The organism is Mesorhizobium sp. M0119 (assembly GCF_040322615.1).
Taxonomy (GTDB): Bacteria; Pseudomonadota; Alphaproteobacteria; order Rhizobiales; family Rhizobiaceae; genus Mesorhizobium.
Genome location: NZ_JAMYTU010000034.1, coordinates 1 through 24,863 on the forward strand (window position 1 = coordinate 1; position 24,863 = coordinate 24,863).

General features: G+C 60.0%; 19 protein-coding genes, 3 pseudogenes and 1 riboswitch. Of the genes and pseudogenes, 13 read left to right on the forward strand and 9 right to left on the reverse strand.

What is annotated here, in order from left to right; genetic code table 11:
* Positions 1-881: pseudogene (locus NKJ40_RS24405) on the forward strand (adenosine kinase); the annotation flags it as partial.
* A gap of 32 nt (positions 882-913) precedes the next feature.
* On the opposite strand, the gene NKJ40_RS24410 reads toward NKJ40_RS24405, so the two are convergent.
* Positions 914-1,576 carry a transposase gene (locus tag NKJ40_RS24410; RefSeq protein ID WP_352468273.1) on the reverse strand — a complete coding sequence of 221 codons (663 nt, stop codon included), beginning with the start codon at positions 1,574-1,576 and terminating at the stop codon, positions 914-916.
* 240 nt (positions 1,577-1,816) lie between these two features.
* Between NKJ40_RS24410 and NKJ40_RS31960 the strand changes: the two genes are divergently transcribed.
* Positions 1,817-2,122 (forward strand): MFS transporter, encoded by a 306-nt coding sequence (locus NKJ40_RS31960; protein ID WP_502903749.1) that lies wholly within the window; start codon positions 1,817-1,819, stop codon positions 2,120-2,122.
* Positions 2,123-2,174: 52 nt separating this feature from the next.
* Complete coding sequence (locus tag NKJ40_RS24420) at positions 2,175-3,008, forward strand: helix-turn-helix transcriptional regulator (protein ID WP_352468274.1); 834 nt, start codon at positions 2,175-2,177, stop codon at positions 3,006-3,008.
* 317 nt (positions 3,009-3,325) lie between these two features.
* On the opposite strand, the gene NKJ40_RS24425 is transcribed toward NKJ40_RS24420, so the two are convergent.
* Positions 3,326-3,580 (reverse strand): hypothetical protein, encoded by a 255-nt coding sequence (locus NKJ40_RS24425; protein ID WP_352468275.1) that lies wholly within the window; start codon positions 3,578-3,580, stop codon positions 3,326-3,328.
* Positions 3,581-4,134: 554 nt separating this feature from the next.
* A riboswitch (cobalamin riboswitch) is annotated at positions 4,135-4,335 on the forward strand.
* Between the two features lie 95 nt (positions 4,336-4,430).
* On the opposite strand from NKJ40_RS24425, the pseudogene metE reads away from it, so the two are divergent.
* Positions 4,431-6,775, forward strand: a pseudogene (gene metE / locus NKJ40_RS24430) (5-methyltetrahydropteroyltriglutamate--homocysteine S-methyltransferase).
* On the opposite strand, the gene NKJ40_RS24435 reads toward metE, so the two are convergent.
* Genes NKJ40_RS24435 through NKJ40_RS24445 form a run of 3 tightly spaced genes read right to left on the reverse strand, consistent with a single transcriptional unit; the run spans position 6,729 to position 9,313 of the window.
* The gene (locus NKJ40_RS24435) at positions 6,729-7,139 is read right to left on the reverse strand and encodes an FMN-binding negative transcriptional regulator (RefSeq protein ID WP_352468276.1); all 411 of its coding nucleotides are present in this window, start codon (positions 7,137-7,139) and stop codon (positions 6,729-6,731) included. The pseudogene metE and the gene NKJ40_RS24435 sit on opposite strands and share 47 nt — an antisense overlap.
* Positions 7,126-8,028 carry a dihydrodipicolinate synthase family protein gene (locus NKJ40_RS24440; RefSeq protein ID WP_352468277.1) on the reverse strand — a complete coding sequence of 301 codons (903 nt, stop codon included), beginning with the start codon at positions 8,026-8,028 and terminating at the stop codon, positions 7,126-7,128. The genes NKJ40_RS24435 and NKJ40_RS24440 overlap by 14 nt, the downstream gene beginning before the upstream one ends.
* Before the next feature lie 52 nt (positions 8,029-8,080).
* On the reverse strand, positions 8,081-9,313 hold the full coding sequence (locus NKJ40_RS24445) for a trans-sulfuration enzyme family protein (RefSeq protein ID WP_352468303.1): 1,233 nt from the start codon (positions 9,311-9,313) through the stop codon (positions 8,081-8,083).
* 74 nt (positions 9,314-9,387) lie between these two features.
* On the opposite strand from NKJ40_RS24445, the gene pdxR reads away from it, so the two are divergent.
* The 5 genes and pseudogenes from pdxR to NKJ40_RS24470 all read left to right on the forward strand — a co-directional run bounded on the left by pdxR (position 9,388) and on the right by NKJ40_RS24470 (position 12,817).
* Positions 9,388-10,893: a MocR-like pyridoxine biosynthesis transcription factor PdxR gene (gene pdxR, locus NKJ40_RS24450; RefSeq protein WP_352468304.1), complete on the forward strand. Its 1,506-nt coding sequence runs from the start codon at positions 9,388-9,390 to the stop codon at positions 10,891-10,893.
* A 158-nt stretch (positions 10,894-11,051) separates the two neighbouring features.
* Positions 11,052-11,129: pseudogene (locus tag NKJ40_RS24455) on the forward strand (MOSC domain-containing protein); the annotation flags it as partial.
* A 218-nt stretch (positions 11,130-11,347) separates the two neighbouring features.
* On the forward strand, positions 11,348-11,737 hold the full coding sequence (locus tag NKJ40_RS24460) for a phenylalanine--tRNA ligase beta subunit-related protein (RefSeq protein ID WP_352468278.1): 390 nt from the start codon (positions 11,348-11,350) through the stop codon (positions 11,735-11,737).
* Positions 11,737-12,054 carry a phenylalanine--tRNA ligase beta subunit-related protein gene (locus NKJ40_RS24465; protein ID WP_502903751.1) on the forward strand — a complete coding sequence of 106 codons (318 nt, stop codon included), beginning with the start codon at positions 11,737-11,739 and terminating at the stop codon, positions 12,052-12,054. The genes NKJ40_RS24460 and NKJ40_RS24465 overlap by 1 nt, the downstream gene beginning before the upstream one ends.
* Before the next feature lie 241 nt (positions 12,055-12,295).
* Positions 12,296-12,817, forward strand: coding sequence for a helix-turn-helix domain-containing protein (locus NKJ40_RS24470; protein WP_352468280.1), 522 nt, complete (start codon positions 12,296-12,298; stop codon positions 12,815-12,817).
* 277 nt (positions 12,818-13,094) lie between these two features.
* Here the strand turns inward: NKJ40_RS24470 and NKJ40_RS24475 are convergent, their stop codons facing one another.
* Positions 13,095-14,150 (reverse strand): cytochrome-c peroxidase, encoded by a 1,056-nt coding sequence (locus tag NKJ40_RS24475; RefSeq protein ID WP_352468281.1) that lies wholly within the window; start codon positions 14,148-14,150, stop codon positions 13,095-13,097.
* Between the two features lie 811 nt (positions 14,151-14,961).
* Complete coding sequence (locus NKJ40_RS24480; protein ID WP_352468282.1) at positions 14,962-15,210, reverse strand: DUF982 domain-containing protein; 249 nt, start codon at positions 15,208-15,210, stop codon at positions 14,962-14,964.
* Between the two features lie 606 nt (positions 15,211-15,816).
* On the opposite strand from NKJ40_RS24480, the gene NKJ40_RS24485 reads away from it, so the two are divergent.
* Entirely contained in the window at positions 15,817-16,296 is a 480-nt protein-coding gene (locus NKJ40_RS24485) for a Ros/MucR family transcriptional regulator (RefSeq protein ID WP_352468283.1), read from the forward strand.
* A 244-nt stretch (positions 16,297-16,540) separates the two neighbouring features.
* Here NKJ40_RS24485 and NKJ40_RS24490 read toward each other — a convergent pair whose 3' ends face one another.
* The gene (locus tag NKJ40_RS24490) at positions 16,541-16,753 is read right to left on the reverse strand and encodes a cold-shock protein (RefSeq protein ID WP_352468305.1); all 213 of its coding nucleotides are present in this window, start codon (positions 16,751-16,753) and stop codon (positions 16,541-16,543) included.
* A 356-nt stretch (positions 16,754-17,109) separates the two neighbouring features.
* Here NKJ40_RS24490 and NKJ40_RS24495 point away from each other — a divergent pair, with 356 nt between their 5' ends.
* The 3 genes from NKJ40_RS24495 to NKJ40_RS24505 all read left to right on the forward strand — a co-directional run bounded on the left by NKJ40_RS24495 (position 17,110) and on the right by NKJ40_RS24505 (position 21,709).
* The gene (locus NKJ40_RS24495) at positions 17,110-17,364 is read left to right on the forward strand and encodes a hypothetical protein (RefSeq protein ID WP_352468284.1); all 255 of its coding nucleotides are present in this window, start codon (positions 17,110-17,112) and stop codon (positions 17,362-17,364) included.
* Between the two features lie 961 nt (positions 17,365-18,325).
* Entirely contained in the window at positions 18,326-19,744 is a 1,419-nt protein-coding gene (locus NKJ40_RS24500) for a M16 family metallopeptidase (RefSeq protein WP_352468285.1), read from the forward strand.
* A gap of 507 nt (positions 19,745-20,251) precedes the next feature.
* On the forward strand, positions 20,252-21,709 hold the full coding sequence (locus NKJ40_RS24505; RefSeq protein WP_352468286.1) for an NAD-dependent succinate-semialdehyde dehydrogenase: 1,458 nt from the start codon (positions 20,252-20,254) through the stop codon (positions 21,707-21,709).
* Positions 21,710-22,539: 830 nt separating this feature from the next.
* Here NKJ40_RS24505 and NKJ40_RS24510 read toward each other — a convergent pair.
* Positions 22,540-24,858, reverse strand: a complete 2,319-nt coding sequence (locus NKJ40_RS24510) for a class I tRNA ligase family protein (RefSeq protein WP_352468287.1) — start codon at positions 24,856-24,858, stop codon at positions 22,540-22,542.
* Between the last annotated feature and the right edge of the window lie 5 nt (positions 24,859-24,863).

Below are 24,863 nucleotides of genomic sequence, written 5' to 3' on the forward strand. Positions count from 1 at the left end.
ATGAATTTGATCGACACGAGGCGCGCCGAACTGCTCTACAGCCGCATGGGCCCGGCCATTGAAGCCTCGGGCGGCAGCGCCGGCAACACGGCGGCGGGCGTCGCCTCCTTCGGCGGCCGCGCCGCCTTCTTCGGCAAGGTCTCGAACGACGCGCTCGGCGAAATCTACGCGCACGACATCCATGCCCAGGGCGTCGCCTTCGACACCAGGCCGCTCAGCGGCGAGCCACCGACGGCGCGCTCGATGATCTTCGTCACGCCGGACGGCGAGCGCTCGATGAACACCTATCTCGGCGCTTGCGTCGAGCTCGGCCCGGAGGACGTTGAGGCCGACAAGGCGTCGGGCGCCGCGGTCACCTATTTCGAGGGCTATCTGTGGGACCCGCCGCGCGCCAAGGAGGCGATCCGGCAGACGGCCATGCCGCCGGGCGCGAAGTGTCGATGACATTGTCAGACTCGTTCTGCGTCGACCGCTACCGCGACGAATTCCTAGAGTTGATGCGCTCCGGCACCGTCGACATCGTCTTTGCCAACAGCCACGAGATCAAGTCGCTCTACCAGACCGCGTCGTTCGACGAGGCGCTGGCGCAGATCCGCAAGGATTGCAAGATCGCCGCCGTCACCCGCTCGGAAAAGGGCTCGGTGATCGTGCGCGGCGACGAGACCGTGACCATCAATGCGACCAGGATCCGCGAGCTGGTCGACACCACAGGCGCCGGCGACCTCTACGCCGCCGGCTTCCTCTACGGCTACACGCAAGGCCGCAGCCTGAAGCAGTGCGGCGATCTCGGCTCGCTAGCGGCCGGCCTGGTCATCCAGCAGATCGGCCCAAGGCCACGCCAGAATTTGCGCAGAGAGGCCGAGCAGGCGGGGCTGCTGTAGGTGGCGAGCCAAGAACCAGCTGCCCACCCTCCTTAATCCAGCCCGAGCCTTTTCTTCAGTTCCGCATTCTCCTTGCGGAGACGATCGGCAAGCAGGCTCTTTAGCCGCTTGTTTTCTTCCTCGAGCGCGACGAGATCCTTCAGCCCGTCACTGTCCGCCGCAGGCGCCGCCGCCTTCTTCCAAAGATAGTATGTCTGTTCCGAGATGCCGGCTTGCTTCACCGCGCTCTTGAGAGTAGCGCCGCCGCCCATCGAGGTCTCGATCTGCGCCAGCTTCTGGGCACGATCCTTCGCGGAGTAGCTCTTTCGGCCCGTTCGCGCTGACGGCGGTGCTTCAGTGGTCGCGGATATCGGCTTGGCAGGCGCGCTCGCCTCAGCTTCTGGCTTCCTCGACCGCCGCGCTCTCGTCTTCGGTTTTGGCGTTTCCGTTTTGTCTGCCGGTTCGCTATGAACTACTGCTGACTCGGTCTCCAGGGGATTGGCCATGAAATGCTCCACTCGCGGTTTGTGCAAAGGTTCAGCATCAAGGGCCACTACAGTAGAGTCAACAAGCTGACGATTTAACGGCTCGACTTCCTTTGTTGTCTCGGCCATCGCCGCGGCGATGTCGAAATTGCCCCAGATGGAACGTGCGGATTTTTGATAATTGCGCTTTTGTTTGATTTCCACGGTGAATGGTCGCGTCTGCCGCCTCATAGTTCCTTCCTGAATAGGAGAATGAAGTCGCCGCTCGAATTTTTTGGCGCTTCCTGCTTAGCGCGGAGCATTATCGTATAGCCGCTCAACGGGCAAGTGATGCCGGTCTTCGATGGCTGACCATCTGGGGAGATTTGAGCGGCTTCGCACGTCCTGCGCATGCCTGTAAGGCCGCCAAATTTTCTGGGTTAGCAGGCGCGCACTGTGGCAGCTTGGCTTGTACGGCGAGGCCATGGTTGAGTGAGGCGAAACAAATCCAGCCCCGCGGTCAATCCCGAGGCTTCCCACAATGGCGAAGAGAACATCTTCGTTCCTTTTGAGCACAAGACCTTCCGTTCGCTATGGTCGGCTGCACTCATTTCGAACCTTGGCACCCTAGTGGAAGGTGCGGCGGCAGCTTGGCTGATGACGAGCATCGCAGCAGTAATTTTTGATCGCCCATTCGTGCTGTGTACCAGCCCTGTGTCTTGCGCAAGTGGTCACGAACGGCTGCCGGAGCCTCGAAGACGCCCTAAAAACACATGCTGCGATTTTGAACACGCTTGACGTGTTAGATTAATTCATCCACGATGCGTGTGTTGAACACGCGAGGTGAGTTATGAACATGAAAGAGCTTAGGGTTCGACTGGGCATGACTCAAAAAGATTTGGCAGAGCAGATGGCAACGACGCAACAGACTGTGGCCCGTTGGGAAACAGGCAAAACGCAGTTGAACGTCGAGCAGATCAAGGACCTTTGTCTCACGTTGAAATGCACGGTCGAGGAGCTGCTGGGCTGGAAGATTGATGTCGAGGAGTGGCGCACGAGCCCGTTTGCAATTGCCGATGCCGAAACGCGATACGGCACGCTCAGAATCAAGACGACTGTTGGCAGCCGCCAATATCCTATCGATGAAAAGGGGCGTGAATCGATTTTACGTCAGTTGAAGGAACTTCATAATCTGCGTAGAAATAACACAAGCAGGCCATGGCTGTATTGTTGGAGCCTTGACAACAAAATACTCTTGATAAATCCGCAATATGTCCGCACCATTGAGCTTATCGGTGACGATGTAGAGGAGATGCCAGAGTATTATCATCCAGAAATCTATCGGGCTTTGGATGACTGGGATAAGGGTGAGGTTTCAGGAAAGCTGAAGAAAGAATGCGATGCCATCATCGCAGAGATGGGTGATCAGGAAGCCGTGCGCATGGCCTCCTATGTTCGCGTCACATATGACGACGGAGAAGATGAGTGGAACTTCTTGGATGAAGAAACCGCTACGACTTTCTTCGGATTGGAAGCTGCGACCTTTGACGTTCCCCAGTGTAGTTTCGCCGAAGTGGAGGAAGAAGGTTACTACCGAGCGCGATACGCCAACCTTGATCGCGTCGTGGTGATGGAGGTTCCAAGCGACCGTTATCACAGATTGACCGCGCCCGAGGAAGCTTAGAACCATCCACGAAGGGCGCATGTTACATCTCGACCTTGCGTGGTGCGTTTTCAGTACGAGATGACGTTAAGCGTAGGTAGTGGCAGGTAAGTGTGCTCGACCAGAAGCTCAACTGCCTCCTCAATATCGCTGCCGATGTGCCGCAGGACACGTCCACGGGAGCGTGGATAGGCGTGAAGTTCCTGCACTCCATGGTCCGCTCTCCCATCGCCGGTGTGTGCCCGACGCCATCTTGTGGACGAGCTTGGCCGCCTGCACCCGGTTGTATTCCGGCTTGCGGTCCGCCTGGGCGGTCCGCCGCGATGGCTATCTCCATGTCAATCGGCGCCGAACTTTGACTGCCCGCTGCTTTTGATGAATTTGGCGAGGTCCCGCGCATAATCACTCTTGGTCTTCTCCTTGAGGCCCTGTGTCGCGAACTTGTGGTCCAGCAGGGCAAACAGGTCCAAGTCCCCTTCCGCCTGTGGCGCTGGCTTGCCCTCACCGCCCTCGGCTTCCCAATTGGGGACCGCTTCTGCGCGCTGCACCGTGGCGATTGTCCGCCCAAGACGCATCACAAGATCGAACGCCAAACCGTGCGCGTGCACGACGATTTGCCGCTCAGGCCTCATTTGGACAGGACTTGAGCTGGCCCGGTGGTTTGAGCCGGGTTACCTTGAGCCGGTGGGCTGCGAACAAGCAGTTCGAGACATTGGCCTCGATCACTTCGCAACACGCCGCTGCGCCTGGCCTCGGTGTGCTCCCCCCGAAATCGTTGTGTCATATCACCGAGGGCATCACGGCCAACAGCTTCCACATGGGCAACAGCCTCGCCATTGAGCCGAATATGGTCGCGAGCAGATCACCAACGAAGCGGTCGGAACCTCGGAGCCGAAGTTCGACGCCGAGGTGGTTCGCATGATGCGCTAAGCAGCACCACGGCGCTTGCCGGTATGTTTGCTGCCGGCAGCCGACGAACTCCTATCCTCCTGGACAAGGGCGCCGTGCGTCATTGCTTTGATTTACCGGCCGCTCAAGGCTTCCACAGTTTTCGCTTTCGAGGCGACCTTTGGAACATGCCAACGAAAATTAACATAACGACATAAACATTTCTTTATGCGGCGTTGACAAAGAAGCGAACTGCTGTAATTGTCTCCCGCGTCGTGGTTCTCCGTACGGTGCTGCCGCAGCGGAGCTAAGAGGGAAGCCGGTGCGAAGCCGGCGCTGCCCCCGCAACTGTTAGCGGCGAGCCAACCCCACTCATGTCACTGAGGCGAATAGCCTTGGGAAGACGGGTAGAGGCTATGACCCCGCGAGCCAGGAGACCTGCCACGGCGAATTACGTCCACGGGCGGGGTGTCTCGGTGGCCGCTGCAGCCTGGCGTTCGTGCCGGCCTGCTAGCGCCTTCCTTGTCACCGACGCCCCAACCATCGGGGTATGGCATGACTGTCTCTCAGCAAATTCCTGTAGCAACGCTCGGCGTGCCGCGCTTCGGTCGTCGGCGAGAATTGAAATTCGCGCTTGAAAGTTACTGGTCCGGAAAATCTTCCGCCGCTGACCTTCTCACGACGGCGAAGGCGCTCCGTGCCGCTAGCTGGGAGGAGCAGCACGATCGCGGCGTGTCGAAAATCCCGTCGAACGACTTCTCGCTATACGACCATGTGCTCGACACCGCAGCCATGGTCGGCGCCGTTCCATCCCGTTACGGCTGGAATAGCGGCGAGGTCCCACTTGACATCTACTTCGCAATGGCGCGCGGCAACCAGGGTCAGACGGAGGATTGTGGACACGCTGGTCACCAGCAGGCGGCTCATCGGCCTGATGTAACCGCGATGGAAATGACCAAGTGGTTTGACACCAACTATCACTACATTGTGCCGGAACTCGACGATGATCAGACGTTCGCCCTCTCGTCGACGAAACCGGTCGACTACTTCCTCGAGGCTAAAGCTCTCGGCATTCACACACGCCCAGTCATCCTTGGACCGATCACCTTCCTCAAGCTGGCGAAATCGCCTGCCGAAGGCTTCGATCCCATCGCGCTCCTGCCGAGGCTGCTGCCCGTCTACGAGCAACTCCTGCAGAGGCTGAAGCTGTCGGGAGCCGACTGGGTGCAGATCGATGAGCCAGCGCTTGTCCTCGATCTGAACCCGAACGAACGAGCTGCGTTCGAATTCGCCTATGGCCAGCTGTCAAAAGCCGCGCCCGAGTTGAAAATCATGCTGGCTACGTATTTCGGGCCGCTGGGAGACAATCTCGAAACCGCGGTTTCTCTGCCCCTGGCCGGGCTGCATATTGATCTCGTGCGCGCTCCCGAGCAGCTGGAAACGGTGGGTCGGCTCGCACCGAAGGATCTGGTGCTCTCGCTTGGCTTGATCGATGGCCGCAACGTCTGGCGTGCGAACCTGCCCGCCATTCTCGACCGCATCAAACCGATCGTCGCCGGCTGGCCCTTGGACCGCGTCGAGATCGCGCCTTCTTGCTCGATGCTGCATGTGCCGATCGACCTGCGCATGGAGACGGAACTCGACGCGGACATCAGGTCGTGGCTCGCCTTCGCGGCCCAGAAGACCGACGAGTTGGTGTTGCTTGCCCGGGCCTTGTCCCAAGGCAGGGATGCGGTGGCAGGCGCGTTGAAAGCGTCTGCCGAGGCTGCCGCCACTCGCCTGACATCCACGAAGATCCATGACCCGCTTGTTGAGGGGCGGATCGCCAGCATTGACGACAGCATGAAGCGACGAGAGAGCGCTTTTGCCGAGCGCTCCAGAGTCCAGGCCGGCACGCTCGGGCTGCCGCCGTTCCCGACGACGACCATCGGGTCCTTCCCGCAGACGCCGCAGGTACGCAGGGCGCGGGCTGCTCATGCGAAGGGCCAGCTGAGCTATGTCGACTACGAGACCTTCCTGAAGAAGGAGATCGAGGCTGCAATTCGCTGGCAGGAAGAGATCGGGCTGGACGTGCTGGTGCACGGTGAGTTCGAACGAAACGACATGGTACAGCATTTCGGCGAGCAACTGTCCGGCTTCGCCTTCACCCAGCATGCCTGGGTACAAGCTATGGGTCCCGCTACGTGCGTCCCCCCATTATCTTCGGCGACGTATCGAGGCGCAATCCGATGACGGTGCGCTGGTGGCAATTCGCCCAGTCGCTTACGGAAAAGCCTGTGAAGGGAATGCTCACAGGCCCAGTGACCATTCTCAACTGGTCTTTTGTTCGCGACGACGTACCCCGCTCCGAAGCCTGCCGCCAGATCGCGCTCGCCATCCGCGATGAAGTGGCGGACCTCGAAAGATCCGGCGCAAGGATGATCCAGATCGATGAGGCGGCGTTCCGCGAAGGATTGCCACTGCGCCAGTCTGACTGGAAAGACTATCTCGACTGGGCTGTCGAATGCTTCCGGATCGCCTCAACGGGTGTGAAGGACGCGACTCAAATCCATACCCACATGTGCTATTCGGAGTTCAACGAGATCATCGACGCGATCGTCGAAATGGATGCGGATGTAATTTCGATTGAGACGTCGCGCTCGAAAATGGAACTGCTGGACGCCTTCACGAGCTCCAAATATCCGAATGAAATCGGGCCCGGAGTCTACGACATTCACTCACCACGGGTCCCGGAAGTCGGCGAGATTTCGGATCTCGTCATGCTTGCCCGCGAGCGACTGTCCGATGCCCAACTGTGGGTAAACCCGGACTGTGGCCTCAAAACCCGCAAGTGGGAGGAGGTCCGCCCTGCCCTCATGAACATGGTTGCTGCAGCACGCGCGCTCCGGGAGAAAGTGTAGGCCGGAAGGTTTCCTGGTTGCTCACCATGTGGTGAGTTAGCGGCTGCCGCATGTCGGCCTGTGAATGTGCCAAAACGCGATCACATCCTTTGAAATAAGTCACTCGAGCGAGAAAGTGCACTTTCCTTCGGCACGTACTAATCGCGCAGGAATAAGGGGAACCGTTTTCTCCCTGTGACGTGTCGAGTTCGAAGGGGATGTGATTGGCGTCGAGACCGCTCCGGCCATGGGTTATCAGCATGCCAAGTGCGCTGTTCTCGATCAGTTCGTAAAGGACTTCTCGGCTCGGTTCATCGAAATGCGCGGGTACATACATGACAGGTTCCTTCACTGGCCGCCGGCTTCGCTGTTCACCGGTTGACATCCGATGGCAAGCGTTCCAACGCGGCGGCGATCTGGCGCTTCGCTGCTGAGGGCAGAGGCAGGATGGGACGCGGGGGGTCGGCACGGCAAATGTCGAGCAATTCGGCAAGTGCATAGACGACGCGAAGGCTCGAGAACTCCTTGAAGAGGCTCCAGAGCGGCGCAAGCGTGGCATCGATCCGTCGCGCTTCGGCCGCATCGCCCTGTTGCGCCGCCGTGACGATCTTCACGCAGACCTCGGGCAGGATGCCGGCGAGGACGCTGTACCATGTGTGGGCGCCGGCGATCATGGCCTCTGCGGCGTTCCAGTCGCCGCTGTAGCCGATCGAGAACCCTTCCGGCACAGTGCGCCTCTGGTCGGCCAGATGGCTCTTGATCGCATCGCCCTTGTCTGTCGGATTCTTGATAGCGACGATCCCCCGCACCTTTGCCAGGCGGCTGACGAGTGCTGGGGTGAAACGGAAATGCGTCGTTCCTGGATTGTCGTAGATGACCATCGGAAGGCCACTTTCGCGCGCCACCGTGGAGAAATGTTCGAACACCTCGTCATCAGTGAGCGGGGTGTAAGAGGCGGCGGCAAGCAACCCCGCGGCAGCCCCAAGGGCCTTAGCGTCCTGCGCGAGCCTCACTGCTTCGTCGGTGCGCAGCGCGCCCACACCCACCACGACCGGCATGTGTCCCCCGGTTTCGTCCAAGGTCTCGGCGAGCGCCCGTCGCCGTTCCTCGCGCGTCAGATACATGTAGGTGCCGGTGCTGCCGAGAAGACCGATGGAATCGACCTGAGCGGCGCCAAGCCGAGCAATCAGCTTGCGCAGAGCAACGGAATCGACACGGCCGTCCCGATCGGCGGGCGTGATGGGAAACGCGGAAAGACCGCTCAGGAATGCCATGGCAAGGCTCCAGGTTTGTGCGTGAGCGCAGGACTGGCCGGACGACAGGTCATCACAAGGCGTCCAGAGCCCGCCGCAGGTCGGCGATTAGGTCATCGGCGTCTTCAAGACCCACCGAGAGGCGCATGAGGTCCTCGCCGACTCCATCGGCCAGATGCGCATCCTTGCGGATCGGCTGACGAGCACGGGTCAGGCTTGCCGGATGATAGATGAGACTGTCGGCATCGCCGAGGCTGACAGCCCGGGTGATCAGGTTGAGCCGGTCCATCATCCGGCGCGCGCCCTCGAACCCAGCGTGGAGGCCAAAGGCCAACATGCCCGAGCCTTGGGACATCTGCTTTCGCGCCGTCACCTGATCAGGGTGCGAGTCGAGGAAGGGATAACTCACCCATGCCACCGCCGGGTGCGCCTCGAGCGCCTGAGCCACCGCAAGGGCAGTGGCGCTGTGCCGTTCCATGCGCAGCGTGAGCGTCTTCAGACCGCGCAGGATCAGGAAGGCTGACATGGGCGAGAGCGCTGCGCCGGTGATGTAGCGCAGGCCCGTTTCGTGCAGCGTGCGGAGCGTTTGCGCGTCGCCGAGAATCGCCCCGCCAAGGGCATCGCCGTGCCCATTGATGTATTTGGTCAGCGAGTGGAGCACGAGGTCTGCCCCATGTTCGAGCGGCCGCTGGAGCGCGGGGGAGGCGAAGGTGCTGTCGACTGCAACCTTTACACCACGCGCGTGGGCGCGCTCGGCAATGGCAGCGATGTCGAGGATGCGGCTCAGCGGATTCACCGGCGTCTCGAAGAAAACAAGCCGGGTCCGCTCGGTGATCGCGGCATCGAGATTGTGAGGATCGGACAGGTCGACCGCGACGACCTTGATGCCGAAGCGGGGGACCGCCTGTTCGACCATGGCAAGCGTGTTCGCATAAAGTGTCCTGTGGACGATGAGTTCATCCCCTTGGGACAGGAGCGACAGGATCAGCGTCCCGAAAGCCGCCATCCCCGAGGCAACGACCAAACCTGCCTCGGCTCCTTCCAGATTGGCGAGCCGTTGCTCGAGGATCTCCGTCGTGGGATTGTATTCGCGCGCATAGAGCCTTCCGCCAAGCGCGGCGGCGGCCTCGTTCGCTGCCACGCTTTCGAATCCATAGGTCGAGGTCAAGAAGACTGGCGGCTGAACGGCATTGGAAAAGCCGGCCGGATCGTAGCCATGATGGATCGCCCGAGTGGCGAATCCGGGACCGGTGTCGTTGAGCGACCGCGTGAGAGCATCGGTTTCGGATTGATAGGAACGGGTCATTCGGCCTCTAAGATCTTTCTTGGGTTTCCGAAAGATTGACGGCAAACTGGCCAATGTGAAATATCCAGTTGGCGATGAATGAAATGGTCCAGTCTTCAAGTGCCGGTTCTGCAGGTCGCACGCACGCGATGGGTGCACGCCAGATCTACGAGGCTCTTCGCGAGCAGATCCTCGGAAGTGTCTACGAAACCGGCAGTCAGCTGCCGTCCTCCCGAGGCCTCGCAAATGACCTTGGGGTTTCGCGAACGACGGTGACGGTCGCCTATGAGCAACTGGCTGCGGAAGGTTTCATCGACGTCCGTCAAGGCGCACGACCCCGCGTTGCATCTTCGTTGATCGGTCCTGGGACAAGCCGCACGCCTGCGAAACGGGTCGGCCCGGTTCTTCTGTCCGCCTATGGGGGCCGACTGCGCGTTACGCCGCCCTGGCCGGATTATCTGCCGACTGGGCTGAAGGTCGATTTCCGCTATGGCGACCTGGCGCCGTCAGACTTCCCCGCATTGGTCTGGAAACGTGCGATGAACGAGGCGATGGGGCAGCGCCCGTTGCGTCTTGCCTATGAGGATCCGCGCGGCTCGCGCCGGCTGCGCCAGGCGCTCCAGGGCTATCTCTGGCGCGCCCGAACCCTGAGCTGCGACCTCGAGCAGATCATCATCGTCAACGGTTCGCAGCAGGGCCTCGACCTGTGCGCGCGCCTGCTTCTCGATCCCGCCGACCGCTTTGTCATCGAGGACCCGTGCTATAGGATGGCGCGTCAGGTCTTTGCCAGTACGTGTGCCTCGCCCATCCCGGTCACCGTCGACGAGGACGGGATGAAGACGGAGTTGCTGGCGGGGATCGGGGCGCGACTGGCCTATGTCACGCCATCGCATCAGTTTCCGCTGGGCGGCGTCATGCCGATCGCGCGCCGCCATCAGCTTCTGGAATGGGCGCGGCACAACAACGCCTATGTGATCGAGGACGACTACGACAGCGAATATCGCTACGATATCAATCCGGTCCCTCCGCTGCACAGTCTTGAGGACCACGGGGCTGTCATCTACCTCGGCACGATCTCCAAAACGCTCTCGCCGATGCTGCGTATCGGCTATCTCGTCGTCCCGACGGAATTGCAGGAGGTCTTCGCAACCGCCAAACAATTCGCGGACCGGCATTCGCCGGTGGCTGAACAGGAGGCTCTGGCCTGTTTGATCGAGAGTGGCGGCTACGAAAGCCATGTGCGGCGTGTGCGCAGGCTGAACGGCGAGCGTCGGGAGACGTTGTTGGGCGCCTTGCGGCGCAGCTTCGGAGATCGCATCGCTGTCCAGGGAGCAGAGGCCGGACTGCACGTCGTCGTTTGGTTCGACGAACTGCCGCGATCGCGGGAAACGACCCTGGTCGAAGCCGCCCGAGGCGCGGGCCTGGGGCTACACCTGATCTCGCCCCTTTACGAGCGGCAGTCGGACGAAGGCCACATCGATCGCGTGGGGCTTGTCATGGGCTATGCTGCCTTGAGCATTCGGCAGATCGAGAAGGGCGTTGAGGTCCTGCGAGCGGTTGTCAGGCAGGTGCAAGACGCGTTGCCGGGACACGGTGGCTAAAACGGCGGGGACGTGGCGTGCTGGCGAGGAAACCGACCCTTGGGCTGAACCGCGTTTCGTTGCAAAGCCAACTGGACTGGGAAAACGCCATACCATGCTGTTGATCAGGCCAGTTTGGCGGCAGATTTTCGTGCGAGACGAATTTCCGAAAGCGATGCATGACCCGGCAAGAAAAGCTGCTTCACATCCATATCGCGCCCGCTGCCTCCTATGAAATGGAGGATCTGGAGGAGGCGTAGCTTGTTGCCGGCCGAGGTGGGCTCGAGCACCCGCAAGACATAATCGACGATCTCTGTCAGGCCTTGTCCACCGCCGAATGATGGAATTATCCAGCGCATGGTGCGGCATGCACCATGGCGACGCCAGAAGATCTGGACGCTCGACAAGCACCTTTCTTGAAACATTTCCCGAACCACCCGCAGCGCAAAGCCTCCCCATGAGAAAAGAGCTTCCCATGTCTTTCACGCCATTGATTGACCCCGAGATCAAGGCCCGCTACCGGGATTTTCATCTGATCAGCATGGTGGTGCGGAACGCTGAAATCGACGTGCCGGATGCACAGGCGTTGAACGACACGATTGCGGCGGCGGAACAGGCGGCGCTTCGCGATGACGCCCAAAGGGACGCGCATCATGCGGCGTGGGCCGTTGCCTACGAGGCTTTCGGCACAAAGGCCAATCGAACGCCGTGCTCGGCCGCCGCGCTTCTCAAGCGGGTGCGGAAAGATGGCTCTCTCCCGCGGATTTCCCCACTGGTTGATGCCTACAATGCCGTCAGCGTGTTGTATGGCGTTCCGATTGGCGGGGAGGATCTCGATCTCTACCAGGGGTCCCGAGACTTTTAATTGCGAAGGGAGCGGAGCCATTCGGCACGATCGAGCAAGGTGAAATGGTAACCGAGCATCCCGAACCGGGCGAAGTCATCTGGTGCGATGATGCCGGTGTCACGTGCCGCGGCTGGAACTGGCGGCAGGGGCGGCGCACCATGGTCACGGTCGATACCCGCGCCATGTGGCTCGTGCTGGAAGCCCTCGGCCCAATGTCAGCTAAACAGATGACGGCCACCGGAGAGCATCTGATGGGACTTATCCAAGCGTTGTGCCCGGGTGCGCGAATCGAAACAGCGCGGATCGACGAATCCACTACATCTCGTGTCCCTTAGGGCATGGCCCCACCGAGAAACACCCCACTCAGCCCTGTCCGGATCTGGCGCTCCTTGCTCGCTCCGCTGGCCTACACAGTTGATTGCGAACGACCCAGAACGGCTCTCGAAAACGAGCGTCGAACGAAATCAGATCACCGTTTGTTCTCCCTTAGCGTTGTTTGGCGTACTTTTATCGCGATGCCTCCAGTGGGATGGTCCAAATTGCGCAAGCTCGGTCGAGTGATCGCGGAGAAGCTTAATGTCGACTAAATCGAAATTCATGGAGCGGTACGGACAACGGGTGCGAACCCGGGACGTCGTCCCGGTGTCGTCAGGCTCTCCCGTCCGACTGAGCCTCAGTTTTCTTCACGGCGCGAATACTCCTGAGGCCGCCCGGATTCTCGTTAAGAGACAGCTGCCGCTCAGGACGGCCCACGCGATACTCACGGAGATGGTCGATCACGGCAAGGCGTTCGTGACGGTTCCTTGCGTCGACGACCTATTGGCACTGAAGAATGAACTGTCGTCCGCAGGCGTGATCGCGAAGGTTCATGCGCCGCGGCCGATAAGTGTTCGCGAAGTCCGGGATCGCACGAAGCTCTCTCAGGAGGCATTCTCCGTGAGGTATGGCCTCGATCTGGCAACGCTTCGAAACTGGGAGCAAGGTCGCTCGAAACCGGATGCAGCGGCGAATACTCTCCTTTGGACCATCGCCCGGAATCCGGAAGCAGTCGAAGAATCGCTGGACATGGAGGACGGAGTGGCTGCCCCTTCGCCCTAAGGGGGCCGATCACTTCGGCGCGCGGCAATTCGGCCGCCAGCGCGATGGCCGGCCGCCGCGCGGTATCGACAGCGCGCGAGCCTCATGCGTCAGACGCCTTCCTTGGCATGTCGCACGCCAGATCCCAAACATGATTCCATCGCAACGAGCTGGTGACGGAAGCAGTGTCTGCACTTTGGAAACGAGCCATTTGCGTTCTCATGGACGTCGCGACTCGTCTCGTCCAGTAAAAGTCGCAATCATTGTCAATTGCGATGTTCCGCAGTCAGCTGGCCGTTTATTTTCCTAAGATCTGCATTATAGGCCGGGGTGTTGTCGCCGTTTCGGCGGGTAAGATGGGATAGGCGACCTCGGGTGCCTTTCCGGTCAGCGAGTTGAGGAAGGCAACAAGCAGGTCGACTTCTTCGTCCGCCAGTACCACGCCAAGCTGGGTGGTTCCCATGATGGCAACGGCCTGTTTCAGATCCCAAACCTTGCCCGAATGAAAGTATGGCGCGGTGAGTGCAACGTTGCGCAGCGGCGCCACGCGGAAAACATAGGAATCGTCGGCTGCATTGGTGACCGCAAATCGGCCTTTGTCTTTTTCCGGCAGGACCTCGGCGCTGGGCTGTTCCACGAGGCCGAATGGGTAATAGGCTTCCCCACCAACGTTGATGCCGGCATGGCAGGACGAGCAGCCTTTGTCCATGAAAAGCGCCAGGCCCTGTTTCTGTTCGGAAGTCATGGCAAGCTCATCACCATTCAGGAAGCTGTCGAAGGGGGCCGGCGTGACCAGTGTCGCCTCGAAGGCTTCGATTGCCTTGGCGAAGTTGTCGAAGGTGACCCGATCGGCTTCAGCCGGAAAAGCTGCATCGAACCAATCGACATATTGCGGCATCGACTTGAGGGTGGCGATGACTTGACCCGGTGTATTGGCCATTTCGACGCCGGCTTGGACCGGTCCCTTCGCCTGAGCCTTCAGGTCTTCGGCACGACCGTCCCAGAACTGGGCGATGTTGAAGACAGCGTTCAGTACAGTCGGCGCGTTGCGCGGTCCCTTCTGCCAACCATGGCCGATCGAGGTTTCATGATTGTCGTCGCCGCCGGTGGCCAAGTTGTGGCACGAGTTGCACGACAAGACGCCTGACGCCGAGACGCGTGGATCGAAGAACAGAGCCTTGCCGAGGGCGATCTTCTCCGGTGTGATCGGGTTGTTAGCGACTACCGGCGTGGTGGGTGGCAAAGCCTTGAAAGTGGCCAGTGCCGTTTCTCTGAGGTCTGCGGGGATCGAATCCGCAGCAAAAGCGATGGCTGTCAGCAAGGGGACAGCCATCGTACTGAATAGGATTTTCATAAATGATCTCGCTGCGTCGTGCACGCAGCCACTCTGGGATATGCGGCTCATGAACGCCCTGCGCTAGATCAGTTGCGGGAGAGGACCGGGTGGTCTGACACCTGTTTTCGCGGCAGAGCTTGGACCGTCCCGGAATTGAACGCTCTTCTCGATTGAATTTCAGGGAGGCGGAGGATCGCTGCTCGGCAAGCGGCGGCGCCGGAGCCCGGAGCCGTGCTTCGGTTCTCTCTGCGCCTTCAACTATGAAGAAATCGGGGCCACCGTGTCCGATTCGGTTTGGGGCCGGTTATCTGTTCCGCAGCAGGTCCTGCTCGACTTCCGCCTGCCTTCGCCAGATCGACGTGGGCCCAAATCGATCCGCGATAGTGTCTTGTAGCACCTTTGCGGGACGATCTTATTTCGACTGTAGAGGGCCGTTTCGGGTGAGCAAAATTACACGAATTTCAAAGGGCGCCCGAGTAGCTGTTTTGATTGGCTTGTGAGGCCTATAGCCTCCATCGAGCGAATATTGGCAGGCGACGGAGCACAATTTTGGCTTCGTTTATCAGCTTCAATAGGCCAACTGCTTTGCTATAATTACAGGGCAATTTACCGTCATGAATTCGAGAGAACCAAGTCCCACGCAGTGATTTTCACACCGGAAGCGTTGCAGTCCTGTCGCGAGACAGCTGGTTTACAACAAGATGATTAACATCGCCATAGCGCGCAAAATATTCTTTGTTCGCTATAGTACGCTCCAGATGCCGGCGAAATCTCGATACAATAACCTCGTCGGCGTAACCCGCCTCAGCCTCACATACGACTGCGACGCCTACACTTGCGCTTTTCCACTGCCCGACATGCAGGCAGCGAGCCATTGCATCGCGGAGGTTGCATCTTCCAATATGGCGACCTGTTCCCCAAAGCGGAAAACAGTCTTGCGCGCTGCGCTCGCAGGTTTTCGTCCGTTGTATGCATCAAAGCACGCCCTGAGGGCGGCTTCGTAGATCCGGTCTCTGCGATCTTCTGGCCATTCGTTGAGAAAATCGATAGCATCCGCAGGACTGGCAATCTCTTGCACGATGTGCGCTGCACGCCTTACGAAAAGTGGGCTGCTGAAGTCCCTGAGCTCATTCGTTCCTCCCGACCTGCTGAACCGCTAGTTTGCGTAAGGCGCCTGCTCTACACCCGCCCACCATTGCGGAATGTGTTGTCACAGCTATAGCGGTTCAATAGCAAAGCAGCGGCGTGATGTCCTCGGTTTACCAGCGGGCCAATCGCTAACATCCTGCTGCGAGAGCGGCTCACCGGATGAATCTACATCGTTTCGACCATTGCGAATCAACGCTTGATAGTTCCTCCACGCGCCACCAGGAAGCGGCCACTGCTCTGCCACCGATTTCACAGCCAAAGAGAGGATGGCGAACAGAAATAGCCCGCTTCGTTTCGAGATCACTGGTCATTTCGGCGCAAAGCTTACGGCCGAGACGCGCCTGAAAATGCGCAAGGACCGCGGCAGGTCGCCAACAACGGGCGGATCAACGGTCACGACGGCGGGATACCGCGCCGTAGATCTCGCTGGACGAACATCGCAACAATCCTGTCGAGACCTTTGTTGCTTTCAGCGGCGACCGCCACTATGAAGCGACGCTTCGCCGACTGTGTTTCACGCCGCCTGGAGAGTTTCATGACAGAAGAAGCCGAAAAAAACATCGATACCCTCATCGAGCTCACGGCCGATGTCGTCTCAGCCTATGTCTCCAACAATCCGATCCCGGTGGGGGATCTCCCTGCCCTCATCGGCCAAGTGCACGCGGCTCTGAAAGGGACGGCCCGAGGTGTCTCTACAGAAGAGCCGGTTGCCCTTACGCCTGCAGTCCCGATCAGGAAGTCGGTGACACCGGACTACCTCATCTCCCTTGAGGACGGGAAGAAATTCAAATCGCTAAAGCGCCATCTGTCGACCCACTATGGGCTGACGCCAGATGGATATCGGGCCAAATGGGGCCTGCCGGCGGATTATCCGATGGTCGCGCCGAACTACGCCGCGGCGCGCTCTTCATTGGCCAAGACGATGGGGCTCGGCCGCAAACCGAAAGCGCCGGAAGCGCCGGAAGCGCCGGAGCCGGCGCCGACGAAGCGAACCCGCAAGAAGGTCGCGGCTTGATTTCGGCAATCGAGATTCGTTCTGGAGCGTTGCAGCCATCGGCTTAATCTGCTCGTCATATAAAAAGGCGGGGCCAACCCCGCCTTCCTTTCAAACAACTTTGTTCATGAGGAATTCGCGACGCCTTGCAGCGATCTGCTGTCTCGGCCTTGCAGTTGAGCCACGTTCTTGCTCGCTGTTGCCGAGCGGCCGTGAGTCCCTCCTGACCTACCGCGCCCACTCTTGCCAGGACGCAAGAGTAAATTCAGCCAGCTTTGCTGAGACTGCCAGCGGAGGATTTGCCAGTACGGCGGTCCTGTTCAATCTCATACTTGATCTTCTGGCCGTCAGCGAGGGTCGAGAGGCCCGCGCGTTCGACAGCGGTAATGTGGACGAAAACATCCTGACCGCCATCGTCGGGTTGGATAAATCCAAACCCCTTGGTGCTGTTGAACCACTTCACTGTTCCGGTCGCCATATACGTATTCCTTTGTAACAATTGCAACGTGGGCAGGCCATTTGGCCAGTCCGATTCATAGCCGAGACTTAGGGGCAGCAAAACGAAAAATTTCAAGGCCGCTTGATTGGTCGGCGGCAACTGGCGCCCTCCATTGTGGCCGTGGTCGCCAGCAAGCACTGTCCTTACACTACCGCTCGAGCATGGCCGGAAGCGCCACACCCTTCCAACGCTCCTCAGCGCCACGTCTATGGCTGGTGCTTGGAGGCACGGGACGTACGGCCGACCGCTGCTCGTGCCGCTAGGTCAAGGGCCGGGTAGTTCACGGAGCTACCTTCGTGCATAACGGCTTGGCAAGCGCTTGAAGGAGTTTCGAATTGGATTGTTTCAAGAGGGTCGAGGGGTTAATCGATGCCACCAGCGTGGAAGCGATCGATAACGCGCGCGTTTTGCTGGACCAGTTCAAGGGCGAGTCAGAAACAATCGCCCAAGCGATCGACGACTTCCTACTTGATTTCATGACCTTGCTGTTTGTGGTAGAAGCTACCCGCGAGCGGTTCCACAATCCGGCGAGGCGGTTGGCGCGCATCAGATTGAGCAGGATCAGGCTGTTACTCACCCGATGCCCTTGACCTAAGGGACCACGCCGCCAGGGATGCGTTTGCAGCCGCAAATAAGGCAAAATCTGTTCGCCGGCAAACCGAGCACAGCCAGGCGGTATTTACGCAGATGAATTCGATCGCGACCGCCAAATTCTCCTGTTTGGTACCCAGCGACGACGGCAAGCGCGGACAGCTTCCGTGCTGCTGTCCTCCAGCGACAAACGTACCTGCATGCCCCCATCCACGGCGAGCTCGACGGTTGTTTCTTACGTTTGGCCAAGGTCCCGCGCAAACACTCCCCTTTCCCGCAGCAACTCATCAGGCTCAACGGCCTCGCGGCAGGCGCATTACGCCAGAATCGCGCAACCGCTTCGTTTTTTCCCGCCCGAGTCCTACGGTCTTCGTTTTCCAGCGCCTCGCGGATATCGCCCAACTCGCCGATCTTTGATCAGATCCGTCTTCGCGCGCGAGCAGGCTCCGCGCTCGAGTTGGCTGGGCTGCTCACGCCTCTGCCCTTCAGCATCGACCCGGTCTGGCTGTCGAGGACAGGGTTCCGCTGGGGCGACCAACATCTCCATTCTCACCGTCAGTGCAGCGGCCATTCGAAGCGCATCCTATACCCCTCCCCCGGCAGCGCGCCCAATCGTCTTCCGAACGAAGAAGATTTCTCAGCCGCGCGCGCGTCGCGTTCGGCCCTGTCCGATGTCCGACAATGTCGGATGCGCAACATGGCAGAGCCCGATTTGTCCACATGCCTCGAACGGTTTTCTGATCTGGCACGGTGCATGCTTGGTCTTCGCAAGGCCGTCGCGGACCAAGGAGAATCCGTCCAATGATCACTTCACCAAGAAATACTGCCGCAGGTCTCCTGGGTCCATCCAAAGATGAGGCTCGAGTAAGGCCTGGCACCATGAAGAGCTTATTCATCTGGCTCGGCGCTGCCCGCCGATCCTCCCACGCAGGGAGACGGGGACGCAGCGCCTTCATCAAAATGAGGAACAAATCACGTTGCCTCGAACCTTGCCTTTCGACCAGCCACCACAACCGGAGCCATCGATCGTCCGCCTGGCTGCGCAACGCGTTCATTGCCACCGCGCTGGCCCTGGTGACGACCGCTCCGGCTCTGGCCGCCACCGACGGCGGCAAGGTGACCGATTTCCTGCTCGACAACGGCATGGAAGTGGTCGTCGTCCCCGATCACCGCGCCCCGATCGTCACTCATATGGTCTGGTACAAGATCGGCAGCGCCGACGAGCCACCCGGTAAATCCGGCCTTGCCCATTTCCTCGAGCGTCTGATGTTCAAGGCGACGACCAACTACGCCGCCGGCGAGTTCGACCGAGCCGTCTCAGCCATCGGCGGCTACAATAACGCCTTCACCGCCTATGACTACACCACCTTCCTCGAGACGGTGGCGCCCTCGGCGTTGGGTGAGATGATGGGCTTCGAGGCCGATCGCATGTTCAACCTCATCCTCAACGACGATGATATCAAGACCGAGCGCGACGTGATCCTGGAGGAGCGCCGTTGGCGCAGAGAGACGAACCCGCAGGCTCTGCTGGACGAGGAGGTCAACGCGACGTTGCGGCAGAACCACCCCTACCGCATTCCGGTTATCGGCTGGATGCAGGAGATGGAGAAGCTGAACGGCACCGACGCATTCACCATCTACAACAAATACTACCGACCGAACAACGCCGTGCTGGTGGTGGCCGGCGACGTAGAGCCTGAGACGGTGAAGGCGCTGGCCGAGAAGACCTATGGCAAGGTTGTGCGCGGGCCGGACCTGCCCCCGCGCAACCGCCCGGTCGAGCCGGAGCAGAACACCAGGCGCACAGTGACGCTGACCGATGCGCGCGTTTCCGTGCCGAGCTTTTCCACTCAATGGGTAGTGCCGTCCTATCATACGGCAGAGCCCGGCGAGGCGGAGGCGCTCGACTTGCTGGCCGAGATTCTCGGCGGCGGCAACCGAAGCCGGCTCTATCAGGAGCTTGTCGCCAAGCAAGGCATAGCCTCGGCGGCCGGCGCCTTCTTCCAGGGCACCATGCTAGACGACACCAATTTCACCATCTCCGGCTCGCCGCGTGGCGATGCAAAGCTCGTCGATCTCGAAGCGGCGGCCGTTGCCGAAGTCGCCCGGATCGCCAAGGATGGCGTCACCAGCGACGAGCTGGACAAGGCCAAAGACCGCTATATCCGCTCGGTTTTTGCGCACGACGAGCTGGACCACATCGCCAACATTTATGGCAAGACGCTCACCACCGGTGGCAATGTGAAGGACGTGCTCAAGAGGCCGGACCGCGTCCGCAAGGTCACCACCGACGAGGTCAAGGCGGTCGCCGCGCGTTATCTAGTGCTCGACCATTCGACCACAGGCTATCTTTTGCCGCAGGAACAGGCGGGGAATTGATCATGAGCTCCATCCGCATGCAAATGCGCCGGCCGGTCTTCCCTCGGCGCGTCTTCGCCACCCTGTTCCTCTCCATCCTCTTTCTCATCTTGCGGGCGCTCGCCCGGTGAAAGGGATCTGTTTAAAGCCGCGAGGATCGGTTTTCGCGGGCCTGCCAGGCATTTGCCGGTTCAGGCGTCATTATTGGGGTGCGCTCCTCCTCAGGCCAGCCTCTCTTCGAGTGGATAGAGTCGCCGATTCGTGGTCCGCAGATTGTAAGCGCAGGCCACCAGCATCCACCCGCGCGGCTGGCGAAGCCGATGTCCGTTGTTCAATCGTTCGACTCGTAGAACCGCGAGGCATCTTCTAGGGTATTCAGGTATTCTCCCTTTCCAGTTGGGTGCCGTGGTCTACCAGCTGTCTGGCCGAGGCCCTATAAGGAACCCGGACGTCGCGGAGTACACACCGCACCTGCTATATATACCTGCTGCGTTGAGGAGGAATCTGGTATTGCCCCTGTGCCTGCCGATGATCCGTCACCTGAGATCCCCTGACCTGTTTGGACCCATTGATCGCCTTCCGGCACTTGGCACGCGGACTAGCGAGCGGACATTCGAGATCCTCAACCCATCGACTGGCGAAGTGCTGGCAGAACTACCCGACATGGGTGTCGAGGAGACATGCGCTGCGATCGACAAGGCCTATGTCGCTCAGCCTGGATGGGCAGGGTTGACCGCACGTGAGCGCAGCGACGTTCTATGGCGATGGCATCAGTTGATCATCGACCACGCCGACGATCTCGCCGAGATTCTCACCGCGGAGATGGGCAAGCCGCTTGCAGAAGCCAAGTCGGAGATATCGCATGCTGCGGCGTATCTGCAATGGTACGCCGAGGAGGCCAATCGCGTCTATGGCGAGACGATCTCCGCACCATCGATGGACCGCCGAATGCTGGTAATCAAGCAGCCCATCGGAGTTGTTGGCACGATAACGCCATGGAATTTCCCGGCCTCGATGGTGGCGCGCAAAATCTCGCCAGCCTTGGCGGCGGGCTGCACGATCGTCCTCAAGCCCGCTGAACAGACGCCGCTCGTGGCGGGAGCAATGTTCGCCCTCGCCCATCAGGCTGGTTTTCCCGAAGGCGTCGTCAACCTGATCTATGCCTCCGAAGGTGACGCGGTCGGCCGCGAGCTTTGTACCAATCCCAAGGTCCGCAAGATCAGCTTCACCGGGTCGACTGAGATCGGGCGCCTTCTCATGCGCCAGTGCTCGGACCAGATCAAAAAAGTCAGCCTTGAGCTCGGCGGCAATGCACCTTTCATCGTCTTCGATGATGCCGATATCGATGCCGCGGTTGACGGTGCGATCCAGGCGAAGTTCCGCAATGCCGGCCAGACCTGCGTTTCGGCGAACCGCCTTTACGTCCAGTCGGGCGTTCACGACGAGTTCGTCGAGAAATTCGTGCAACGGGCTCGCCAACTTCAAGTTGGTGACGGTTTCGCTCCCGGAGTGGACATCGGACCGCTCATCGACAAGCACGCTTTGGCCAAGATCGAATCCCATATTGCCGATGCCGTCGCCAAAGGCGGCGCAATTCGATGCGGGGGCAAACGCATCGGGACGAATGGCACGTTTTTCCAACCGACAGTCCTGACCGGTGTCTCCAGCGAGATGACCGTCGCGCAAGAAGAGACATTCGGGCCGCTGGCACCGATTATTCGCTTTAAAGATGCGGATGAGGTCGTGCGTGAGGCCAACGACACGATCTACGGCCTCGCGGCCTACTTTTATGCCTCCAACCTGAAGCGTGTCTGGCGTGTGGCCGAGGCCTTGGAATATGGAATGGTCGGGGTAAATACCGGCCGGATGTCTTCAGAAGCGGCGCCGTTTGGTGGGATAAAACAGTCCGGCATCGGGCGGGAGGGATCCCGCCATGGCCTCGAGGACTACCTAGAAATGAAATATCTCTGCATGGGCGGCATCTGAATTTTCGGCTTGCAGGGTTCACAGACCGGGTAACCTGGCGAGCGATCTCCATATGTGAATTGTAGGATCGCCTCCTCGATTGGGAACTGAGGGGTGGCTCCGTACCCGAGCAAACACGCAATCCTGAAGGAGCACCCTGGCTGGACTTATCTCTCGACGAGACAAGCGTCTGCATTGTCGGCGAAGATGGCGTGCATGTGACGGAGGATACGCTTCCGAGGGATTTGGCGGCCCTCGCCTACTATCTTCAGGCGACGGGCTGTCTTTGCGCGGGTCTGGTTGGAAGCTTGTGCACCATCGCGATCGTGAACGCTGGTTGTGCGCAATATCCGGTTTCTGGGGCAGAATTTTGAACCTGCTACCTTCCGATTGTCAGTAGCTCAGTTGTTCTTCGGCCGACTGCCGCGCCAGTACAGGCTCGGACAGAATCGAAGATACCATCAGGCAAGCATTCGCATTCGACATTTCCGGTGATCGGCGCACGATCCAGGGCGCGCCAGGTTCACCAAGCGCCTCGAACCGCATGACAGTCTTGACCGGCTGGAGGACGGAAATCCCGCGATGCCGAAGAGGTTGGTCAGCGCAGTCGAGCCCACACGGCATTTGCGGCACTAAACAGCAAGGGTTGGGAAGCGATCGGCCGAGCGGTCCTCGAAGGCGCGGGCCAGGGTGTCGACGATGCGTTGGTTCAGGTCCGCCAATCTGGTCTCTACCGTCTGATAGCGGCTTCGGTCGCCAGTGACAGCGAGTAAAGATATTTGGCATCATCGGCTTTGATTGCCGCGCAGATCTGGTCGAGATTGGGACAGCTCACTGGTGCACCTTTGGGCTCATAGCGCTTCCTCCTCATCGAGATGAGGATTGCCGGATTTGGCGTAGAACATCAACACGGGTCCGAGATCAAAGCGCGTCCCGGGCGCAAGGCGCTGGACGGACCGGGGCCATGTTTCGGTTGAGACGCCATCGATGCCTCGCGCCAGCGTTCTGGCGAATCGGGGCAGCAGCGGAGCGAGTGTCGGTGCCAGGATCGCAGCGGCCGTCGTCTGAAGGGCTAGCGAAGTCCGATTGCGGGCGGGATAGAAACGTCGCGCCGCCGCATAGTCTTGCGCCCGACGGTAGATCACGCAATCGCGCACGAAATCGCAGACCTGAGCGGCCGCGCGCCGGAGCGAGAAGCCTTCGTCCGAATAGGCGCGTTCCATCGCCGCGCGATAGATCTCTATCCGAGCAAAGAAGGCGCGGTCGGCCGGGCTCCAGTCGCCTGCATCGGGTACACGGCCGCCAAAATCCTGCTTGATTTCCTGGTTCAACGCATCAAGCCAGTTCAGCCAAATCCCTTGGAACACCTCGTTCTCCGTGCGGCGCAGCGCGTCCAGCGTGAAATCCGTCCGCTCACTTTCGGGGCGTGTCAGGCCCAAATGGAGGCGCACGACGTCGACTGTCTTTGGGCTCAGAACCTCCTTGCCCCAGACCGCATGGCGGCAGCTGGTTGAGAACTTCTTGCCGTCGAGGAGGTAGAACTCGTTGACGTGATAGCGGATGCGTGGCGTCCAGTGGGAGAAGACCTCGGCGTAAAGAGCGGGGTAGAGTAGCGCGTGGTAGAACGAATTGTCGAAGCCGAAGAAATGGACAATCTGCCAGTCGTTGCCGGGCATCTCCGCCTTCCAGTCGCGACCCAGCAAGCGGCCGAGCGCCTGGATGTTGTAAAGAAAACCGAAGGCCATTTCCGGCCAGACCCAGATCACTTGCCCCGGGAACCCTTCGGCCGGCAGGCCCCAGTCCGAGGGGTGGGTGATGGGCACTGAAAAGTTGCCGCGTCGGCGTAGGCGCGCGAAGAGATCCAAGATCCGTAGCGGGACGCCCGACGCCCTTAGATGCCGGTCGATATTGTCGTAGCATCGGTCCAAGGCAAGTTCCGGGCGGCGGACGGAGCCGACCAGCGGCGCCTCGGCAGACTGCCGTGACCGGGCTGCACCCAAGTCGTGGCAAAGGTTTGGGGCGCCGCATTCCTCGCAGATGTTGCCACCGGCGGAGCCGCCGCAATCGGGGCAGAGGCCGCTAACATCCGGTTCGTAAAGATAGTGCCCTGTCACAGCATCGAAAAGCGCAGGGCTCTGGCGCAGATCTACCGCCGTGCTGCTCAGAAGACTGCGGAAACACGCGGCTTGAAACTCGCCGTAACCGTCATCGTCCATTGTGGGTTGGAAGCTGTGGACGTCACAATCGAGAAGTGCAAGCGTGGCGCAAATCTCGTCGGCGTAGTAGCGCGCCACGTTTGCAGGCGTCGATTGATCGGCATCGGCGCGTATCGTGACGTAGCTCTGGTAATCGTCGCTTCCTGTCAGGTGGTAGGCCTCGACCCCTTTCATGCGCAGGAAACGCGTGTAGACATCAGCGCCAAAATAAGGGCCAGAAAGATGCCCCAGATGCAGATCGCCATTAGGCGTCGGTGGCGTGGAGAAGACGAAGATCGGCCCGCGTGGAGCCGTGGTCTTTGCAGCGGCATCAAGGGCGGCCTCGCCGTCTCGCCAGTAGACATCGACGAAATCTAGGTCTTCGTTTCCGTCGTTGCGCAGCACATGCGCTTCAAAAGGGTGGAACAGAATGACATCGCCGGCCTCGACCGAGATTTCCCCACCGTCGGTAGTGACCTTGCCCGCGCCAGACAGGACGACGAAGGCCTCGATTTCGTCGTGCCGATGGGGCTCGGATGTAGCGCCCGGTGCCAGCCTACCGAACGAAAAACCCGTCCCGACGCTTCCCGTTCCGAGCGTGGCCATGTCGATACCGAACGCCCGCGACAGCTCCGTTCGAGAAAACGTGTATTTGCGCATGACAACGAACCTGAGCTGTTGAAGCCGTGGGATCTTCGGCTGCCAACGCAACAGCCTCCCGTGCAATTCCTGGAGAGAAACGGCCCGATCCGTTGGCGGCCCCGGCCAGGATAATGCAGCTCTGGGCCGCCAGGCGGGCGACGAGGGGGGCGCCAGTCGGGCTGTAGGCGTCATTGAAGACCGCCCCCTGCGACCACCTCCACAATCCACGTGCCGAAGCGTCTTAACGGGCTGCGCTCGATGCTCCGCGAGCCCGCAAATCAGAACGCGATACTCTCCGCGCATTTTTGAGCGGTCGATCAGTTTCGTGTGCATGCCTC

Excerpts from the sequence above, each read along its gene's own strand:
- NKJ40_RS24410 (WP_352468273.1), bottom strand. The coding sequence starts at position 1,576 with ATGAGGCGGCAGACGCGACCATTCACCGTGGAAATCAAACAAAAGCGC.
- NKJ40_RS24420 (WP_352468274.1), top strand. The coding sequence starts at position 2,175 with ATGAACATGAAAGAGCTTAGGGTTCGACTGGGCATGACTCAAAAAGAT.
- NKJ40_RS24435 (WP_352468276.1), bottom strand. The coding sequence starts at position 7,139 with ATGTCAACCGGTGAACAGCGAAGCCGGCGGCCAGTGAAGGAACCTGTC.
- NKJ40_RS24440 (WP_352468277.1), bottom strand. The coding sequence starts at position 8,028 with ATGGCATTCCTGAGCGGTCTTTCCGCGTTTCCCATCACGCCCGCCGAT.
- NKJ40_RS24445 (WP_352468303.1), bottom strand. The coding sequence starts at position 9,313 with ATGACCCGTTCCTATCAATCCGAAACCGATGCTCTCACGCGGTCGCTC.
- pdxR (WP_352468304.1), top strand. The coding sequence starts at position 9,388 with ATGAATGAAATGGTCCAGTCTTCAAGTGCCGGTTCTGCAGGTCGCACG.
- NKJ40_RS24460 (WP_352468278.1), top strand. The coding sequence starts at position 11,348 with ATGTCTTTCACGCCATTGATTGACCCCGAGATCAAGGCCCGCTACCGG.
- NKJ40_RS24470 (WP_352468280.1), top strand. The coding sequence starts at position 12,296 with ATGTCGACTAAATCGAAATTCATGGAGCGGTACGGACAACGGGTGCGA.
- NKJ40_RS24475 (WP_352468281.1), bottom strand. The coding sequence starts at position 14,150 with ATGAAAATCCTATTCAGTACGATGGCTGTCCCCTTGCTGACAGCCATC.
- NKJ40_RS24485 (WP_352468283.1), top strand. The coding sequence starts at position 15,817 with ATGACAGAAGAAGCCGAAAAAAACATCGATACCCTCATCGAGCTCACG.
- NKJ40_RS24490 (WP_352468305.1), bottom strand. The coding sequence starts at position 16,753 with ATGGCGACCGGAACAGTGAAGTGGTTCAACAGCACCAAGGGGTTTGGA.
- NKJ40_RS24500 (WP_352468285.1), top strand. The coding sequence starts at position 18,326 with ATGAGGAACAAATCACGTTGCCTCGAACCTTGCCTTTCGACCAGCCAC.
- NKJ40_RS24505 (WP_352468286.1), top strand. The coding sequence starts at position 20,252 with ATGATCCGTCACCTGAGATCCCCTGACCTGTTTGGACCCATTGATCGC.
- NKJ40_RS24510 (WP_352468287.1), bottom strand. The coding sequence starts at position 24,858 with ATGCACACGAAACTGATCGACCGCTCAAAAATGCGCGGAGAGTATCGC.